This is a genomic window from Olsenella porci (assembly GCF_009695875.1).
In the GTDB taxonomy this organism is placed as follows: Bacteria; Actinomycetota; Coriobacteriia; order Coriobacteriales; family Atopobiaceae; genus Olsenella_H; species Olsenella_H porci.
Window position 1 is genome coordinate 213,187 of sequence record NZ_VUNC01000001.1, and the last position, 18,034, is coordinate 231,220.

Here is an 18,034-nt window from a genome sequence, read left to right on the forward strand (position 1 = left end):
TGCGACACATGCGCTACGACATCGTCTCCGACACCCACGGGTATCTCTCCCAGCAGCTCCTCGATGCCCTGAGCGGCGCCGACATGATTCTCCATGCGGGGGACATGTGCTCAAACTCCGACCTGAGCACGCTCGAAGGCATCGCACCGGTGCGCATGTGCCTGGGCAACAACGACTACGGGTACTCGTACGGCCCCAGCGTCCGCAACCTCACCAGGGTCTTCTCCGATGGCCTGCGGTGGGAGATCTGCCACTACCGCGACCGCCTTGACCTCGAGACCTGCGACATCGCAATCTGTGGCCATACGCATAGGCCTTACGTGGAGAGGGACGCCCGCACCGGCGTGCTTGTCATGAACCCGGGGAGCCCCACCTATCCCCGTGCGGGTGGGCCGACCATCGGGCGCATTGTCTGCGAGGACGGAAAGCTCCTCTCCGCCCGCATCATCAAACTGTCGGGGACGGGCTCCACCAGGTAGCAGGCTGCCTGGGCGTTGGTTCGCGTTAGGAGAGGCTCTCCTCGTGCAATGCCGACTCGGCCGCCGCCGCTTGGAGTGCCTCGCGCATCTCCTTGGTCCGCTTGGCGGGAACTCGGACGGTGCTGCCGTCCACCAGCTGGACCTCCGGCCCCTTCATTCCCGCCACGAGACGCGCGTTCACGGCATAGCTGCGATGGACGCGAACAAAGAATGGCGGGAGCCCCTCGAGGACCGTGGTGAGGGGGTTGCGAACCCTGAACGACGTACCCGGTAGGTGAACGATCGTGTACTGGTGCGACGCCTCCAGATAGAGGGTCTCGTCGTAGTTGAGAACGTGGCGGACGCCGCTCGCATCGCGCAGCGCCACGGGGCGCGCGCCGCGATAGCCCCAGGCGGGCTGCGCTGTCGTTGTCTGCGGAATGGCGGAGAACTCCTGAAGGTCGTTGCCGGTCTTCTGAAGTGTTGGCATCGAGGCGTGCATGTGCACGAGCTGAGGTTCTTGGTCCCTCTCGCCCATATGCCACACGAGGGTGGAGCGGGAGCTTGCCACGTGCTTGCCGGACTTGGAGATGACGTCCTCGAGAAGGAGGACGACCTCGCAGCGCTCGCCGCGCCACACGAGCCTGACGGTGCGGGTCTTTGTGTCCAGCATCTTGAGCGCACCGCGAATGCGGTCGAGGTAGTGGATGAACTCGTCTGGCCCAAATCCCGTGCCGTTGTTGAAGGGCCCCACAAAGGAGAAGTCGGCGGCGAGATAGGGGAGACATGACTTGCCGTCACCATCCCATGCCGCTCGAGAGATTCGCTCGGAGAGCGCAAGGGTACCTTGTCTCATGCTGCCACCCCCCTTGTGCGCTCGCGTCTAGATGGCGTCTTGAGTTGCGGGCCTTTTGCCCCTTGGTGCTGGGATGCTTCTCGCACTCTTTAAGCTGAATATATCCAATGTCCCAAATGATTGAACGAGAATCGGACGAGACGTTTTGCCAGATGGCGGCTGGGACATCTTTTGGCAACCTTCAGACCAATGGATGGTTTGAGCGTGTCGTCCAGGCTCCGCCGCCGCACTCCGCGCAGTTCATGCCTCCTAGAATTACTCTGAAGGAAGGTGCCGGGCTGACCGGGTGGTCCTGGCGAGGGATCGAAAGTGGGGAGACGTGGAGCGGGGAAGGCATCTTTTAAACGGCGAGAACGCTGGAATGCACGCCCGACCGCACCGCCGCCACGGCATCCTCGGGACGATTGCGCTCATGGCCGTTCTGGCGGTTGGCATGACCCTCCTGGCGTGGCCTCGCGTCTCGAATCTGAGGGCGCGGGGGAGGATGGACCAGGCCATCAAGGTGGTGGACGACCTGCACGCAGGATCCTCCGAGGTGACAGGGGAGGGGCACGTTGACCTTGATGCCGCCTGGCAGTATCTGAGCCAGTACAACCAGGACGTTCGCGACGGAAGGGTCCCGCAGGTCAACGACCCCTGGGGCTTCTCGGCCTCATCAGCGGGCTTCCCCGCGACCGAGCTTCCCGACGGCTTGGTGGGAAGCATCAGGATTCCCGCGATGGACGTGAGTCTGCCCCTGTACCTCGGCTCCACCGAGCAGAACATGCTCAAGGGCGCAACCGTCATGTACGGGTCAAGCGCGCCTCTGGGCGAGACGGACTCCAACTGCGTCGTGGCGGCGCACCGTGGCTTCTCCAGTGGCTACATGTTCAACTACATAGAGCGCCTGATGGTGGGCGACCACGTCTACATAAGCACGCCCTGGCAGAATCTGGACTATGTGGTGACCGCATTCAAGGTGGTGGACCCCGACGACGTGGAGTCCGTGAGGATTCAGCCGGGCAGGGACATGGTGACTCTCCTGACCTGTCACCCGCACCCCCAGCACACGCACCGTCTGCTGGTCTACTGCGATCGTGCGGGAACGAGAGCCGCTGACGCAGCGTTCTCGAGCGGCTCTCCCCAGGCAACTGAGGGGTCGTCCGCCAGCTCGACCGTGCCAAAGACGCCCGACGAGACGACCATTCTGGGGATGGACGTGCTTCAGTTTCAGGACGTTGCCACCAACGTGGGCCTTGCTGCCGGTGCCGTGCTGATGGTCGTGCTCGTGGTGCGCCTTTCGAAGGCGACCGGGAAACGTCGGCGTGGGTAGCGTGCTCAGTCCGCCTGCCCTTCGCCCCTCTCGGGCAGGAAGAGCGGCGCAAACACTCGCGTGTAGACGACGAGCCACGCAATGGACACGCAGAAGCCGGCGATGACGTCTGATGCATAGTGCACGCCCAGGTAGATGCGGCTTAGGCCCACGGCCACGATTACCAGGCAGAAGCCGGTGACGCAGAGCCACTTCACAAAGCGGTCCTTCTCGTAGTGCCAAACCATCCAGGCCAGCAGCCCATAGAATGCCATCGCGACCATCGAGTGTCCCGACGGAAAGCTGTAACCCGTCTCGGCGATGAGGCGGAATCCCTCGGGGCGGGGGCGTTGCACTATCTGCTTGAGGAGGGCGTTGAGGCCGACCGCACAGAGGAGGTTCACCGCGGCGCACAGCCCGGGGCGCCTCCCCGGGGCAAACGCCTCGACTACCAGGAGCATCACGAGCAGGACGACGGGGAGGGCCAGCTCGCTGATCGCCTCCATGATGGGGGTGAGCCAAGGCTGCCGCATCTTGACCACAAACAGCTGGTACGCGGCCAGGTCGAGCCTCATGATGTCACCCTCGTGGACGTCCTCGAGGAGGGCGATGAACACGATGACGGCGACTCCCAGCACGATGAGCCGCAAGTTCTTTCTGACGAGACGCGCGAGCCGTGACATTGAGGCCTCACCTTTCGGGTTCCTAGCGCTGCGAAAAAGCGAGGATGCCCGTACGTGGGGCATCCTCGCCATCAGTTTGACGCATGCGGCCGATGAATGTGGTGGAGCCTAGAGGTTGGCGTTGATCTCTGCCACGAGGTCTGCCTTGGGCATGTTGCCGACCATGGTGTGGACCGGCTTGCCGCCCTTGAAGAGGATGAGCGTGGGAATCGAGACGATCTGGAAGCGCTGGGCAAGCTCCGGCTCGTCGTCCACGTTGCACTTGTAGAGCGTAAACTTGTCGGACATCTCGTTTGCCACCTGTTCGATGACGGGGCCGAGTGCGCGGCAGGGGCCGCACCAAGAGGCCCAGAAGTCTACCAGGACCGGCTTGGGGGAGGCGGCGACCTTCTCTTCGAAGTCCTGTGCGGTGATTGCGTTGGCCATGAGAACTCCTCTGCTTTGCCTGTGGGCTTTGGACCCACGGCGATCCTGGGAGGCCGCGCTCCGACGTCCCGGGTGCCCGACGATGATGGCGGCGGGCACCTTGCCGGCAGCTTGTCTCCCTCTTCTTGTCTTGCTGCGCTTATACCCAACGGCTTGCAGGCGTGGCGTAAGATTTGCCTTGTCGGCACAGTTTGGACAAAAAAGGTTGGTAATAAGGTGGCATATAACCGGCGCGACAGGAACGAGGCGTATCTACGCAAGGCGCGCCACGACCTGGCCTCCCTGGCAGAGAGGGGGGTCATCATGGGAGGCAATGCGTTTAGCAGCTACGTCTTCGCCAAGGGCGAGCTGTCGGACGAGGAGGTAGCGGGGGGTGCCCTCCTGGGCGGTCCCGACGGACGGGCCCTAAGGGCGTCGCTGGAGCACCTGGGATATGCCCCGGAGGACTGGGCGGCGCTCTCCACCACGTCGGCTGCTGGGGAGGACCTCGACCCCATGCTGCTGCGGGAGGCCGTGTGTGCGCTGGATCCCTCGACGCTCGTGGCGTGCGACGAGGCCGCCGCTCATGTGATGAGGGCCGCGTACGCGGACGAGCTCTCCCGTCTCCCCGACTTCCCCGTTGCCATGTTGGAGCCCGGCTACGTGGCACCCATCCTGGGCATGCGCGTCATGAACCTGGGGGGCTTCTCCGCTGCGCTGTCCGATCCTCGCAAGAAGCAGCTCATGTGGGCGCGCCTGAAGCAGCTGCCCCCGCTCGGCGAGCCCTATTGATCGTCCCTAGTCCTGCAGTCTGCGCAGACGTCGTCTCTAAGTGACAAAATAGAGGGTGGCAGGTTATCCATTGGGCTAGCTAAGGAGCAACGATGGCAGACATCCCCGCACCAATCGACGCAACGAAGACCCCCGAATGGAAGGCGCTCCAGGAGCACTACGACCACCTCCAGGACGTGGGGATCAGCCTGAAGCAGTGGTTCGCGAGCGACCCCCAGCGAGTCGACAAGCTCTCCTTTGACACCTCCGACCTCCACTTTGATCTCTCGAAGAACCTGGTGGACGACCAGACCGTCAAGCTCCTCGTGGGCCTGGCGAAGGCAGTGCACCTTGAGGAGCGCCGCGACGCCATGTACCGGGGCGTGCACATCAACACCACCGAGGACCGTGCGGTGCTCCACACGGCGCTACGCCGTCCCAAGTCGGACGTGGGCAAGTACGTGGTTGACGGCCAGGACACCGTTGCGGACGTCCACGAGGTCCTCGACCGCATGTACGCCTTCGCCAAACGCGTGCGCTCGGGCGAGTGGAAGGGCGTCACGGGCAAGCCCATCAAGAACGTCATGTCCATTGGCATCGGTGGGTCCGACCTAGGGCCGGTCATGGTCTACGAGGCGCTCAAGCCCTACGCGGACGCGGGCATCTCGGTGCGTTACGTCAGCAACATCGACCCCAATGACATGGCCGAGAAGGTCAAGGGCCTCGACCCCGAGACCACTCTCGTCATCATCGTCTCGAAGACGTTCACCACGCTGGAGACGCTGACCAACGCCCGCGAGGCGCGCGCATGGCTCCTCGCCGGGCTTAAGGCGCAGGGTGCCATCGATGACTCTGACGATTCCGTGGCCGAGGCCATCCGCCACCACTTCGTCGCCGTGTCGACCAATGCGGAGAAGGTCGCGGAGTTTGGCATCGACACCCAGAACATGTTCGGTTTCTGGAACTGGGTCGGCGGCCGCTACTCGGTGGACGCTGCGGTGGGCCTCTCGCTCATCATCGCCTTTGGCCCCGAGCGGTTCCAGGAGTTCCTCGCGGGCTTCCATGACCTGGACGAGTACTTTGCCAACACCCCGCTCGAGAAGAACGTCGTTGCGCTGATGGGGCTCATCAACGTGTGGTACGTCAACTTCTTCCACGCCGCGAGCCACGCGGTTCTCCCCTACGACCAGTACCTGCACCGCTTCCCCGCCTACCTGCAGCAGCTCACGATGGAGTCTAACGGCAAGAGCGTCCGCTGGGACGGCACCCCTGTGACCTCCGATACCGGCGAGATCTTCTGGGGCGAGCCCGGCACCAATGGCCAGCACGCGTTCTACCAGCTCATCCACCAGGGCACAAGGCTGGTTCCCGCCGACTTCATCGCCTTTGCAAACACACCCAACCCCACCAAGGATGGCGAACAGGACGTGCACGAGCTGTTCCTCGGCAACTTCCTGGCGCAGACCAAGGCCCTGGCGTTTGGCAAGACGGCAGACGAGGTCCGTGCGGAGGGCACGCCCGAGTGGATGGTCCCCGCCCGCGTCTTTACGGGCAACCGGCCCACGACCTCGATCTTTGGCGAGGCGCTGACCCCGCACGCCCTGGGCGAACTTATCGCCCTGTACGAGCACATCACCTTTGTGGAGGGGACGGTCTGGGGCCTCGACTCCTACGACCAGTGGGGCGTTGAGCTTGGCAAGCAGCTTGCCAAACAGATCACGCCCGCCTTCCACGACGATCAGGCGCTCGCCGGGCAGGACGCCTCGACCAAGGCGCTCATCGCCTACTATCGCGCCCATCGCAAGTAGTCGCCTTTCGGGCATCGTCCAGGCGGGGCCGTCGCGGTTAGTCCATGGCGGCCCCGCTCGCCAACTGTCCGGCACGAATTCGGCATGGATGGAGTGCCTCTGGGCGAGAGGCGCGTCCCTCTCGCCTAGCAGTTGCCCACGAAGACGTGTGGGAGCCTCCTGCGAGCGACCTCCGCGAGGTGCCGGACCGTTGGCACGGGCGTGGGGCTTGCGTCGGACATGCGCCAGTTGGGGAAGAAGCGGGTCACGTGCAGGGTGATGTCACCTGGCAGTGACGCAAGCCATCCCGCGAGGTCGTCCATCTCCCCTGCCTCGTCGTTCATGCCGGGGACGACGAGGGTCGTGACCTCCAGGTGACACGTGCGCTCCTCGCTCAGGCGCCGTATAGTCTTCCTCACGGCGTCGAGGTCGCCCCCGCACCGCTTGTAGAAATCGGGGGAGAAGGACTTAAGGTCTATGTTGGCGGCATCCAACAGGGGTGCAAGCTCGTCTACCACGCGTGGCTCGGCGTAGCCGTTGGAGACCAGGACGGTCTTGAGCCCCGAGCGATGCGCCAGGCGGGAGCAGTCCCGCACGTACTCCCAACACACCAGAGGCTCGTTGTAGGTGAAGGCGATGCCCACCATGTGGGGGTCGAGGTCCCTCTCGCGCATGGCCAGGGAAACGAGTTCGTCCGGCCCAACCTCCCGCCAGCGGACGTCATCGCTTCCCGCCTGCGAGATCCGCCAGTTCTGGCAGAACGGGCAGTGCAGGTTGCAGCCATACCCTCCCACCGACAGGACGCGGCTGCCAGGCATCCACCGGGCGAGGGGCTTCTTCTCCACCGGGTCGATGGCGATGGAGGTCAGGCGCCCGTACGCTTCGCATGCGACCGAGCTGCCAACGTTGCGCCGTGCCTGGCAGGCACCGAGGGCGCCGGGCTCCAGCCGGCAGTGGTGCGGGCACACGTCGCACGTCGCGATGCCGCTCGCGGCCCCCTCGCCCGTCATGCGTGCCTCGCCACCTCAAAGCGTTCGAGCGACCACTCGTCGTGGTCCAGGTCTATCCCGCCCTTCCGCGCAGCGATGGAGACCTGCTCCTGTACCGTGTCCACGCCGTCGAGGTCGGGGAGAAGGACGCCGCGCCTTCCGTCGGGGGCGCTCACCACCACGCCGTAGCGTCTGACGTCGAGCTGGTCGGTCGACTCGATTGCCTCGGGGTCGCCCAGCACGTCCACGTCGTACACCAGCTCGGGCAGCTCCTCCGGTCGCACGGGTGGAAAGCGAGGATCGCTCGAGCAGGCGCTGATGGCGTTGGACGCGATCTCGTCCGCCAGGCAGTCGCGCATAGGGCGAATGGTCCCGATGCAACCGCGCAGCTCGCCGTTCTCCTTCAGCGAGACGAAACATCCCGCCCTCCTGGAGGTCATCTCTTCCGGCAGCCCCCTCGGTCGCATCGGCCTCGCGCCGTTCTCCACGAAGGCTTCGACCGTGGAACGGGCGAGGTGCACGTATGAATCCTCCCCCTCGCGGCGGGCTTCCATCTCCCTGCGGTGGCATGCCTCGTATGCCTCGAGGAACTTGCGCTTGGGATCCGCTCCCTCGTCGCCTACGGGGGTGAACGCTGCGACGGCGTAGCCCACGCCAAACGGGCCCTCGTGCGACAGAAGCTCGGGTCGAACGTCCGTGCCGTCGAGTGCACCCGCCATGATCTGGAAGCTGCGAAGCCCGCACTCCGCCGCCCGGTCGGCGAAGCCGCGGTCCATGGTGAGGAGCGGGAGGAAGTCGCCCGTCTCAAACGCCCTCTCAACGCGCTCGTCAAACCGAGGGCCCTCCGGGGCAAAGCCGTACGGGCCGTCCTCGGACAGCTTGTGGGAAAGGTCCCCCGAGGCGACGTAGACCACCTGACGGCCGAGGACGCTCGCGACCCGCTGGACCAAGGCACCCAAACGATAGTGGGCGGAAGGGGAGAGGCCCGAGAGTCCTATGCGTACAATCTTATAATCACGGTAGTATTTTTGGATAAAGTGTATGGGAATCATAGTCGCGTGGTCGAGGGAGGGGTCCCTCTCGCCCTGCGTTCCGGCGGAGAGGCCCTCGGCTTCGCAGGCGGCGGCGAGCGCGCTCACAAACTGGGTGTCGTAGGTTGCCTCATAGCGAGTTTGCGGTGCGCCAAATTGCGCGAAGCTTCCCGACGCCCCCGCTCCCGGCGAGATGTGGTTGTAGTTGCGGTACATGACCGAGTGGGGGGTCGAGACCACGATGGTGTCTGGCGCAACGGCGGCGACCCTCCTGCCAACCTCATCGTATGCGTCGATGGTCGACTGGATGCCCCTCTCCCTCCCATGTCCAACCGTAGGGATGATGAGTGGTGGGTGAGGTACGGCAAACGCGGCGAGAATGGCCATGGCAGTCCCCCTTAGACGCTGTTCAAGGATGGTATCCCCCGTGCCGGTGGTCCTTATGCGCCTTGGGAGAGGGTGACTTTGCCACGTCTGTGCTGACGTTTTCAGATTCCTGCCATGCGTGAACGGAATGTTACAGACCAGTTATCGGAAAAATAACGACGTTCAACCATTCAGACAAGTTTCATCAACCTCGCGGCAACACAAAGGTCGTACATTCAAACATGTTCGTTTCTTATAGGTTGGCCATGGCTCGCAGATTGAACGTGGCCGAGTGGAAAGGGGTACGCCCATGCGTAGACATGGACTCGTTGCCAAGACGGTCGCTGCCTCTGCGGTTACCGCCGCTCTTGCGTTCGCAGCTCCCATCGAGGCCCTGGCATGCACCCAGGTCTATGTGGGCTCGCAGCTCACCGCCAGCGGCGACACCATCTATGGTCGCGAGGAGGACTACGCCTCCCGCCACGTCAAGGTGTTTGGCGTCCAGGACGAGACCGATGGTCGCACCTACATCTCCGGCGAGAGTAACTTCAACCGTACCGTCGGCCACACCTATCGCTACACCTACGTGCGCGACACCGAGGCCGACTGGGGCATGGATTTCCCGCCCTACTCCGAGGCCGGCATCAACGAGAATGGCGTGACCTGCTCCGCAACGCTCACGACCGATGCCAATGACAAGGTCATGGCGGTTGATCCCGCGACCGACAACGGTATTGGCGAGTACAACCTCGCCGACGTGGTGCTGGGCGAGGCAACCTCCGCGCGCGACGGCGTGGAGAAGCTCGGCAAGGTGATGGACGAGTACGGCACCGCCGAGCACAACCAGATCTGGATTGGCGACAACAACGAGGTCTGGAACTTCCAGCAGCTCTCCGGCCACCAGTGGATTGCTATCAAGGTTGCGGACAACGTCGCCTCCGTCAACCCCAACATCGGCTACCTGCGCTACAAGGTCAACCTGGACGACCAGGGCACCTGCCTGCACTCCGAGGGCATCGAGGACGTTGCCAAGAAGGCCGATAGCTACGCGACCTTCGACGATGGCAGCTTCGACGTTGCCACCTCCTACGGCGACACCAACCCCGGCGTCCACCAGATGACCCGCTACGCCCAGGGTCGCGCCTACCTCGGAGCCGCACTTGGCGACAGCGATTTCACCGTCGACGGCTCCGGTCGCGTGGACTCGCTCTCCATGGATGCCCGTCAGCTGTTCTTCACGCCCGGGCGCAGCGATTACTCCCTGTACGACGTCCAGCGCCTGCTTGCCGCCCGCGGCGAGGGCACGCAGTTTGATGCCAACAAGAACACCAAGCTCTACGCCATCGGTAACAACCGCGGTGTGGAGTCCCACCTGTTCCAGACCCGTAAGGGCATGAGCGCGGACATCGCGACCATTCAGTGGGAGGCCCTCTCGAGGACCGAGTTCAGCATCTACGTGCCGTCTTACTCGGCACTGCTGACCGAGGTCCCCACCGACGTGTACAGCACGTACGACGGCATCGACCAGAGCCACACGGGCAAGAGCGAGCGCAACGACGACGTCAAGGCAGCCATGGATACCACCACCAACGGTGACAACATGGACTACGTGATGATGGATCTCAACACCCTGGCGTACAACAACCGCGACAAGGTGGGCTCCGGCGTCGCTGCATACCTCAAGGCCCTGCAGACCGAGGTCAACAGCCAGCAGGAGGTCGTGGACGCCTACATGCAGTCCCTGCCCTCCGATCAGCGCACGGACGCCGCGAACAAGGCCTTTGACGCCGTCTCGCACGGTGTATACGAGAAGGCGAAGGCCCTGCGCACCGAGGTCCGCGAGTACCTGAAGGGTGACCAGTCCAAGGAGTTCGCGGCCAGCGACCTCAGCTCCGACGGCACGCTCAAGGACCCGCTGCAGTACGCCGCCAAGGTCGTCCCGCCGACCATCACCGGCCAGCCCGCGAGCGCCAGCTACGTGCAGAAGGACGCCGCGACCGCCCTGTCCGTCGACGCCACCGACCCCGCCGGCACGAGCCTCTCGTACCAGTGGATGAAGTCCACCGACGGCGGCAAGACCTGGAAGAAGGTCGCCACCTCCGACACCTACACCCCCGCCACCACCGACGAGGGAGAGGCGCAGTACAAGGTCGTCGTGACCAACGAGGGAGGCCTCACCGCCGAGTCCCAGGTCGCCACGATCTCGGTTTCCAAGCCCGTCGTCCCGGCCCCTGCGGGCTCGATGTACCGCCTGTACAACCCCAACTCCGGCGAGCACTTCTACACCGCCAGCGCCTACGAGGCGGGCTCGCTCGTGAAGGCCGGCTGGAGGTACGAGGGCATCGGCTGGATGGCGCCCAAGACGTCCAAGACCCCGGTCTACCGCCTGTACAACCCCAACGCGGGCGACCACCACTACACCACCAGCGCGGGCGAGAAGGACTCGCTGGTCAAGGCCGGCTGGAACTACGAGGGCATCGGCTGGTACTCGGACGACGCGCAGACCGTGCCGGTGTACCGCGAGTACAACCCCAACGCCAAGTCCGGCGCGCACAACTTCACGACCAACAAGGACGAGGACACGATGCTCGCCAACGCCGGCTGGAACCAGGAGGGCATCGCCTGGTACGGCGTGAAGGCTCAGAACTAGTGACCAAAGTGGCCTGATTCAAACCTTCCGGCGGGCGTGGGTCGTCCGCCCGTCGGAAGGACTTTTACAGCATGGGAGGGTTTTTGCCGCCGTTGTCGGAGGCCCTCCCTTTCTCTTACCCCTCAACAACGTTCCTTGTCTCCCGTCGGGGGACGAGTCTGCTCCTGTTACCTGAAAGAAAACCCAATCATTGTCGCAAGTAGGTTCGCGCGCCGCCGCACGGCTGGCGTGCGAGGAGAGAAGGGAGTGGGAATGCGTCAGGAAGTGGAGAATCCGTTTGGGGTGCTGCGCCCGCGGGCGCAGCTCAGGCGGAGGATCGCAAAGGGAGCTGCCGCGGTGGTGATGACCATCGCCCTCACGCTTCCCGGGGTTGCCATGGCCAACCCGGCGAGTGGGGCGACTGTAACGCTTACACAGCCGGACGGAGCATCCTTTGAGTCCACGATCAGCGGAGACGAGTACTTTAACTATCGGCTCATGGACAATGGCGCAATTGTCGAGCTCGACCCATCAGATGGCGTCTACAAGCAGGTCGTGAGGGGCTCCGATGGTAGCGTCGCCTTTGGGAGCCCGGCTCAGGCGGAGAGGGACTCCGGTGCAATCGGGAAGTCAGACCTTTCCGACGAGGCCACACGCAAGGCGATTTACGCGCTTATGGGCAGCGAATACCGCGAGTCCACCACGAGCAATCCGTCGTCGCCCGTGACCGCCGACAAGATCACGGCGAAGCAGCGCAAGGACGTGAATGAGAGGGAGGGCGCGGAGAAGACCCTGCCGCTCCTCACGGTCATCGTCGAGTTTAACGACGAGAAGTACCGTGACGACTACAACTGGGGCGACCAGTTCTTCACAGGCGAGTGGAGCATCGAGAAGTACTACAACATCGCCTCAAACGGCAAGTTCACCTGGCGTCCCATCGAGGAGACGAGTGCGACAGGCGTCGATGGCAACCACAATCCCTATGACACGGCCAACGACGGCGTGGTTCACGTGACTCTCGACCGCGATCACGGCAAGCTCGACTATGGTCAGAACTACATCGAAACCCTCGAGGCGACCTTCGATGCCGTGAGCAAGTACGTCGACCTTGCCAAGTACGACACTAACCACGATGGCAAGCTGGACAAGACCGAGATCGGCATCGGCCTCGTGTTTGCAGGCTATGACGAGTCGGCAGGCTATGTCCCCTCGGGCCACGGCTGCATCTGGCCGCACCAGTGGACCTTCTCCGACGCGGCGAGCCAGAACGGCATGGACGCCAAACCCTACGAGGTGACCACGACAAGCGGCAAGGTCGGGATCGACTCCTACGTCACCCAGGCGGAGACGGAGTCCACGGGAGCATCCGAGGAGCACCAGAGCGGCATCGGGGCCCTTGGGCACGAGCTCGGCCACTACATCGGCCTGCCCGACCTGTACGACACCTCTGACGGCTCCGATCCCGGCCCGTGGGCCGACTACTCCTTCTCGGGCCTCTCGATGATGGATGGCGGCTCCTGGGGCGTGGTCCAGACCGGCAAGGATGCGGGCATTTACCGTCCTGGGTTCTTTGACGCCTGGTCTAGGTACTTCCTTGGCTACATCGAGCCCGAGGAGATCACCCACGACGGCGTGTACACCGCGAGCTCCCAGATGAGCGAGGCGGGCTTCAAGAGCTTCATCGTCAGGGCGAGCGACGGCGAGTACTACATGATCGAGAACCGTCAGTACGAGTCCTTTGACCAAGGCATGGAGAAGTTCTACCTCAAGGGGAAGAGGAGCGGGTACTCCTACGACAACCCCACCGGCGGCATCGTGGTGTACCACATCGACCAGGGCATCGTGGATGAGGACGGCATCCTCACGGGCGACAACACCGTCAACGTGAGCACTCACCGCCCTGGAGCTATGCCCGCGTACTTTGAGCTGGCCGACTTCAACGGCGGCAAGCCGCTCATCCGGATGCCGTTCCTCAACAGCCACACGCAGGATCAGTTGGGCACCAGCACCACGCCCGTCCTCCTGTACAACGGCAAGGACACTCCCGCGGAGCGCGTTGACACCGGAATCAAGATCTCCTCGACCGCCAAGGGAGCCGCATCCCAGGCGTTCGTCGTCGACTTCCCGGCATCCCTCGCGTCTCTCGACGGAAAGGCGGAGCTCTCTGCCGATGGCGGCAGCGTCAAGTACACTGCCAAGCTCAACAACCTTAACGTGGACCAGAAGGCAGAGCTTGTGGTCCTCGACGCCGACGGCAACAAGGTCGACGCCGACTGGGCGCATGCGTGGCTCGCTGGTGGCGCGGCAGACGAGAATGCAGTGAGCACGCTCTCTGCAAGCATCGACGTGCCGGCCAACGAGACGACCAAGGCGCAGGGCTACCAGGTCGCGGTGTTCCTGGACGGCAAGCAGCTGGGCGAGGCGGTCAAGCTCACCGTGGCGGCGCATCCCGTGACGCTCACCTCGATCAAGCCCGCCGAGAGCACGCTCGATTCCAACGGCGCTGACGTGAGTTTCTCCGCCGACCTCAAGTACGTGCCCGAGGGCAAGAGCACGCAGCTTCGCGTGTACGACGCCAGCGGAAGCGCCATCGACCGCGCATGGGCAACGGTGGACCTCCACAAGGGCGAGGACGGAGGCTATGCGGCTTCCATAAGCTTCCCCGGCAACCTTGAGAAGGCTGACGCTAGGTATGAGGTCGCCGTTCTGGTGGATGGCCAGGAGGTCAACCCCAACGCGCGTGCGACCGTGACCGTGAAGGCGGTTCCCAAGGTCGAGGTTGGGACGATGTTCCGCATGTACAACCCCAACTCCGGCGAGCACTTCTACACCCAGAGCAAGCTCGAGGCGGGGTCGCTGGTAAAGGCGGGCTGGACGTACGAGGGCGTTGCGTGGAAGGCTCCTAAGACGTCCAACACCCCGGTGTATCGCCTGTACAACCCCAATGCGGGCGACCACCACTACACCACCAATGCGGACGAGCGGGACATGCTCGTCAACGCGGGCTGGAACGACGAGGGCATTGGCTGGTACTCCGACGACGAGCAGGGCGTGCCCGTCTATCGCCAGTACAACCCCAACGCCAAGGCAGGCGCCCACAACTTCACCACGAGCAAGGCTGAGAACGACCATCTGGTGAAGGTCGGCTGGAATGCAGAGGGCATCGCCTGGTACGGCGTGAAGTAGCCCAGTCAGGCATCCGATAGGGGAGAGGGGGCGGGCCCATCCGGGTTCGCCCCCTCTCGTCGGTGGAAACGCGTCTCTCGCCCGTGCCTACTCTGCCAGCAGGGACTCCATCTTGAAGCTGACGCAGTTGACGTAGCCGCGGTTGGTCAGCCTGAGCTCTGGCACGCACGCGAGCGACATGACGCCCATGGTCATGAACGGAGAGGGGAGCGTGCACCCCATCTGCCGCCACGCTGCCTCGATGGCGCTCACCTTGCGGGAGACGACCTCCACGCGCTCCGTGCTCATGAGGCCGCATACGGGGAGCTCGACCAGCGCGAGCACCCTCCCGTCCTGGACGGCGACCTCCCCGCCGCCACACTCCTCGAGTGTCTTTGCGGCAAGGAGCATGTCGGCGTCGTTGTCGCCCATGACCAGGAGGTTGTGTGCGTCGTGCGAGACGGTCTGCGCCAGCGCGCCATGGATGCCGAAGCCCTTTGCAAAGCCACGCGAATGGGTTCCCGCGCTGCCGTGGTGGCGGTCGAAGACGCAGACCTTGAGCACGTCGTTCTCGCCGTCAGCCTGCAGCTTGCCGTCACGGACGGGGACGTCCACGATGATGTCATGCGTGATCGTGTCGCCGGGGGTGATGCCCATGGCGCGTACCTTGCAACGCCCGTCCTGCCGATCGACGGGGAACTCGAAGGCCTGAGGGGTGAGGGTGTCGCCCAGCTCCATGGTGTGGGTCATGAAATCGGGCCAGGGGAAGGGCTCGACCTCGAAGAGCGCCCTGCCGTCCCGGGCGACCAGGTCGCCGTCGATCCACACGTACCGCGCGCGGAAGTCCTTGAGGTCATCCATGAGGACGACGTCGGCGCACTTGCCGGGCGTGATTGAGCCCATGTCTTGACCAACGCCAAAGTAGGTTGCGCAGTTAATGGTGCACATCTGAATCGCCGTCACGGGGTCGAGCCCGAGCGAGACCGCGGTGCGGAGCACGCGATCCATGTGGCCGTCGTCCACGATGGTGTGCGGGTGGGAGTCATCGGTGCACAGGAGACACAGGCGGGTGTCGATGCCGCTCTCCACGAGCTGCGGGAGGTAGCCGGGCAGGTTGAGCCAGGCAGACCCCTGCCTGAGCTGCGCGTACATCCCCATGCGGAGCTTCGCAATCACATCGTCGAAGGTTCCCGACTCGTGGCAGGACGAGACGCCCGCGGAGATGTAGGCGTTAAGCCCCCTGTCGTCGTCGGGGCTCACATAGTGGCCGGTCACAACCTTGTCAGCCTTGAGGGTCTCCGCAACCTCGCCCGTTGCGTTCTCCTCGCCCGAGAGGATGCCCGGGAAGTTCATCATCTCGCCGAGCGCGACGGTCTGGTCCCACGTCATGGTCTGCGCAACCTGGGACGCGTCGATTGACGAGCCGGTGTCCTCCACCCCCAGGACGGCGGGTACGCAGGAGGGAGTTGTAAGCATGGTCTTGAGCGGAGTGCGGGCCGCGTCCTCCCACATCACCCTGACGCCCTCGAGGCCGCGCACGTTGGCAACCTCGTGCGGGTCGGCGTATATCCCGGTGGTCCCGTGCGGGACGACCGCCCGGGCATACTCGCTCGGCCCCACCATCGACGACTCGATGTGGATGTGGCTGTCCATGAGGCCAGGGACCGCATAGAGGCCCGTCGCGTCGACGACCCTGGTGTCTGGCCCGACGCAGTGCTCCGCAGTGTGCCCGCCAATGCCCAGGTAGGCGACTCGGCCATGGCTGATGGCGATGTCCGTGTCGTCTAGAATCTCGTGCGTTGTCACGCTCACGAGCCGTGCATGGCGAATGACCGTGTCGGCTGGACGCTTGCCCAAGGCTACCTCAGCCAGCGCATTGTGGCATTCCCAGAGCGGCTCCTTGCAAAAGTGGTTGATCATATCGCACGACCTGCCTTTCCAGGGCCTGACCTGCCCTCCCGCGATGGCACTCTGCGTTCTGGGGCTAGGGTAGCGCAAGAGGGGCAGTTGCGCCTTGCGGGGCGGTTTGGCTACCTGTATCCAGCGCTCGGGTTCAGGACTACGACGGTCACGGCGGGAAACCGGCGGGCAAAGAAGGGAGAGGGGCTCCTCCGCGCGGACTTTCTGGCGAGAAACGACTGGCGTGAGTGCTTGCTTCGGGCTTCGCCTGCTTGGAGGTGTTTCGGGGTCGAGTTTCCCCAGTTGGATATTCATCACCAATGCAACCATGTCAGCTGAATCCCGATATGAGTGCTCACTTCGGGAGTCCGCTGCCATCCGTACCTGGAACGGGAGTTGTTTGGCAGCAAGCTCCTGACATGAGTACTCACACCGGGCTTTGGTTGCCATTGGAGGGCGTCCTGCCGGTTGATGCGCGGTTTCCAACGATTCGACTTCCGAGTTATGGCGGCAAGCCTCTCGTGTGAGGCGCTTGTTGCTAGGGGCTAGGGGGCGGTCCGTCTTTCACGAGTAGCCTCGTGGAATCGCTCGTCTCTGGGCGAAACGTACGTGGGGGAGGAGGGGGCCGGTGCCCGCGGAAATGGTGGCCGGCACGGGTTGGGCACAACCTCACCATCCTGAGGCCATCGGTATTCCTTTCGAAAGAGGCATGTTTTGGGCCAAAAGGGGTGGGTGAGGGTGGAGTCTGACCCGCAGATGCCAGAGGCTATGTACACCTGACCGTAGCGAATGGCGACACGAAAAAGGCCGAGGCGAGAAGCCCCGGCCCACGACTCGCGATAAGTGTCTAGCTTCGTCCTAGTCGATTGCCTCGGCGGAACCCCGGGGCACCGAATCCTCGCCCTTCTCGCCCACGTGGGCAAAGAAGGTCCTGAATACGAGACGGGACACGGGGCCGGCTGCGAACAGGTTCCAGAGGAGCGCCATGGGGAAGTTCTTGATGAGCGTCCCCACCCAGATCGCCGGAAGCTGAGCCGCGGGCATGCCGCCGAGAATAACGTTGAAGAGGATCGCCGCGACGAGGCTCATGGTGGGGCACATCACGAGCACCGTGCAGCAGGACCTGATGGTGCCGCGCACCAAGGAGCTGTCGCGCTCCTTGTCGATGCAGCGAGAGGCGAGGGCCATTCCCAGGCGATTTCCCCAGAGGTTGGAGAACAGGAACACGAAGAGCCACATGTACGCGGCTTCGAGCAGCGCGTCCCAGAAGACGACGTTCGTCATGTTGGAGAACCCGCCCGCGGCGGTGGGGATTCCCATCTTCCATGCGACGTTGTAGACCTCCATCCCATAGGCCATGGTCACCGACATGAGGATTCCGAAGATGATCCCCTGGGTCCTATTCTTGGGCATGCTCTCTCCCTCCGCGGCAGTGCCGCAACAAAAAAGCGTGCGAGCGGTCGTGGGACCGTCGCACGCTTTGCCAACTACGCTGTCTCGCTGCTCCTGGTGACGTTGTGGGGCACCCGGTTGCAGCAGCTTTGCGCTACACGCAGGTACTGACGATAGCATGTGACGCATGCGGCGCGACAAAATCATCATGTTGCGGGAGAGGACCAAACGCCCGGAGTCGACAATGGCCTAGGCTATAATCTCATCCGTCAATGAGCGGCCCCACGGGCGTAAGTCCAATTGATCCATCAG

Annotated in this window: 13 protein-coding genes; 6 read left to right on the forward strand and 7 right to left on the reverse strand. The window is 63.8% G+C overall.

Annotated features, from left to right (window positions below):
• Positions 1–8: 8 nt before the first annotated feature.
• On the forward strand, positions 9–479 hold the full coding sequence (locus FYJ68_RS00980) for a YfcE family phosphodiesterase (protein WP_154433456.1): 471 nt from the start codon (positions 9–11) through the stop codon (positions 477–479).
• 25 nt (positions 480–504) lie between these two features.
• On the opposite strand, the gene FYJ68_RS00985 is transcribed toward FYJ68_RS00980, so the two are convergent.
• Complete coding sequence (locus FYJ68_RS00985) at positions 505–1,314, reverse strand: LytTR family transcriptional regulator (protein ID WP_154433457.1); 810 nt, start codon at positions 1,312–1,314, stop codon at positions 505–507.
• Between the two features lie 361 nt (positions 1,315–1,675).
• Here FYJ68_RS00985 and FYJ68_RS00990 point away from each other — a divergent pair, with 361 nt between their 5' ends.
• On the forward strand, positions 1,676–2,626 hold the full coding sequence (locus FYJ68_RS00990; RefSeq protein ID WP_154433458.1) for a class C sortase: 951 nt from the start codon (positions 1,676–1,678) through the stop codon (positions 2,624–2,626).
• A 5-nt stretch (positions 2,627–2,631) separates the two neighbouring features.
• Here the strand turns inward: FYJ68_RS00990 and FYJ68_RS00995 are convergent, their stop codons facing one another.
• Positions 2,632–3,288 (reverse strand): phosphatase PAP2 family protein, encoded by a 657-nt coding sequence (locus tag FYJ68_RS00995; protein ID WP_154433459.1) that lies wholly within the window; start codon positions 3,286–3,288, stop codon positions 2,632–2,634.
• A 108-nt stretch (positions 3,289–3,396) separates the two neighbouring features.
• Complete coding sequence (gene trxA / locus FYJ68_RS01000) at positions 3,397–3,714, reverse strand: thioredoxin (protein WP_154433460.1); 318 nt, start codon at positions 3,712–3,714, stop codon at positions 3,397–3,399.
• Between the two features lie 303 nt (positions 3,715–4,017).
• On the opposite strand from trxA, the gene FYJ68_RS01005 reads away from it, so the two are divergent.
• The gene (locus tag FYJ68_RS01005; protein WP_229771934.1) at positions 4,018–4,485 is read left to right on the forward strand and encodes a hypothetical protein; all 468 of its coding nucleotides are present in this window, start codon (positions 4,018–4,020) and stop codon (positions 4,483–4,485) included.
• Positions 4,486–4,577: 92 nt separating this feature from the next.
• Positions 4,578–6,272 carry a glucose-6-phosphate isomerase gene (pgi, locus tag FYJ68_RS01010; RefSeq protein ID WP_154433461.1) on the forward strand — a complete coding sequence of 565 codons (1,695 nt, stop codon included), beginning with the start codon at positions 4,578–4,580 and terminating at the stop codon, positions 6,270–6,272.
• A gap of 125 nt (positions 6,273–6,397) precedes the next feature.
• Here the strand turns inward: pgi and amrS are convergent, their stop codons facing one another.
• Positions 6,398–7,261, reverse strand: coding sequence for an AmmeMemoRadiSam system radical SAM enzyme (amrS, locus tag FYJ68_RS01015; protein WP_154433462.1), 864 nt, complete (start codon positions 7,259–7,261; stop codon positions 6,398–6,400).
• Complete coding sequence (gene amrA / locus FYJ68_RS01020) at positions 7,258–8,658, reverse strand: AmmeMemoRadiSam system protein A (RefSeq protein ID WP_154433463.1); 1,401 nt, start codon at positions 8,656–8,658, stop codon at positions 7,258–7,260. The genes amrS and amrA overlap by 4 nt, the downstream gene beginning before the upstream one ends.
• A gap of 289 nt (positions 8,659–8,947) precedes the next feature.
• Between amrA and FYJ68_RS01025 the strand changes: the two genes are divergently transcribed.
• Positions 8,948–11,287 (forward strand): C69 family dipeptidase, encoded by a 2,340-nt coding sequence (locus FYJ68_RS01025; RefSeq protein ID WP_154433464.1) that lies wholly within the window; start codon positions 8,948–8,950, stop codon positions 11,285–11,287.
• 252 nt (positions 11,288–11,539) lie between these two features.
• Positions 11,540–14,452, forward strand: coding sequence for an immune inhibitor A domain-containing protein (locus FYJ68_RS01030; RefSeq protein ID WP_154433465.1), 2,913 nt, complete (start codon positions 11,540–11,542; stop codon positions 14,450–14,452).
• An 87-nt stretch (positions 14,453–14,539) separates the two neighbouring features.
• Here FYJ68_RS01030 and FYJ68_RS01035 read toward each other — a convergent pair whose 3' ends face one another.
• Entirely contained in the window at positions 14,540–16,243 is a 1,704-nt protein-coding gene (locus FYJ68_RS01035; protein ID WP_326832143.1) for an adenine deaminase, read from the reverse strand.
• Positions 16,244–17,188: 945 nt separating this feature from the next.
• Complete coding sequence (locus FYJ68_RS01040; RefSeq protein WP_154433467.1) at positions 17,189–17,743, reverse strand: hypothetical protein; 555 nt, start codon at positions 17,741–17,743, stop codon at positions 17,189–17,191.
• Positions 17,744–18,034 lie beyond the last annotated feature (291 nt).

Coding starts and splice junctions, on each gene's coding strand:
- amrS (WP_154433462.1), bottom strand. CDS start 7,261: ATGACGGGCGAGGGGGCCGCGAGCGGCATCGCGACGTGCGACGTGTGC.
- FYJ68_RS01030 (WP_154433465.1), top strand. CDS start 11,540: ATGCGTCAGGAAGTGGAGAATCCGTTTGGGGTGCTGCGCCCGCGGGCG.
- FYJ68_RS01040 (WP_154433467.1), bottom strand. CDS start 17,743: ATGCCCAAGAATAGGACCCAGGGGATCATCTTCGGAATCCTCATGTCG.
- FYJ68_RS01025 (WP_154433464.1), top strand. CDS start 8,948: ATGCGTAGACATGGACTCGTTGCCAAGACGGTCGCTGCCTCTGCGGTT.
- FYJ68_RS00990 (WP_154433458.1), top strand. CDS start 1,676: ATGCACGCCCGACCGCACCGCCGCCACGGCATCCTCGGGACGATTGCG.
- amrA (WP_154433463.1), bottom strand. CDS start 8,658: ATGGCCATTCTCGCCGCGTTTGCCGTACCTCACCCACCACTCATCATC.
- trxA (WP_154433460.1), bottom strand. CDS start 3,714: ATGGCCAACGCAATCACCGCACAGGACTTCGAAGAGAAGGTCGCCGCC.
- FYJ68_RS00995 (WP_154433459.1), bottom strand. CDS start 3,288: ATGTCACGGCTCGCGCGTCTCGTCAGAAAGAACTTGCGGCTCATCGTG.
- FYJ68_RS01005 (WP_229771934.1), top strand. CDS start 4,018: ATGGGAGGCAATGCGTTTAGCAGCTACGTCTTCGCCAAGGGCGAGCTG.
- pgi (WP_154433461.1), top strand. CDS start 4,578: ATGGCAGACATCCCCGCACCAATCGACGCAACGAAGACCCCCGAATGG.
- FYJ68_RS00980 (WP_154433456.1), top strand. CDS start 9: ATGCGCTACGACATCGTCTCCGACACCCACGGGTATCTCTCCCAGCAG.
- FYJ68_RS00985 (WP_154433457.1), bottom strand. CDS start 1,314: ATGAGACAAGGTACCCTTGCGCTCTCCGAGCGAATCTCTCGAGCGGCA.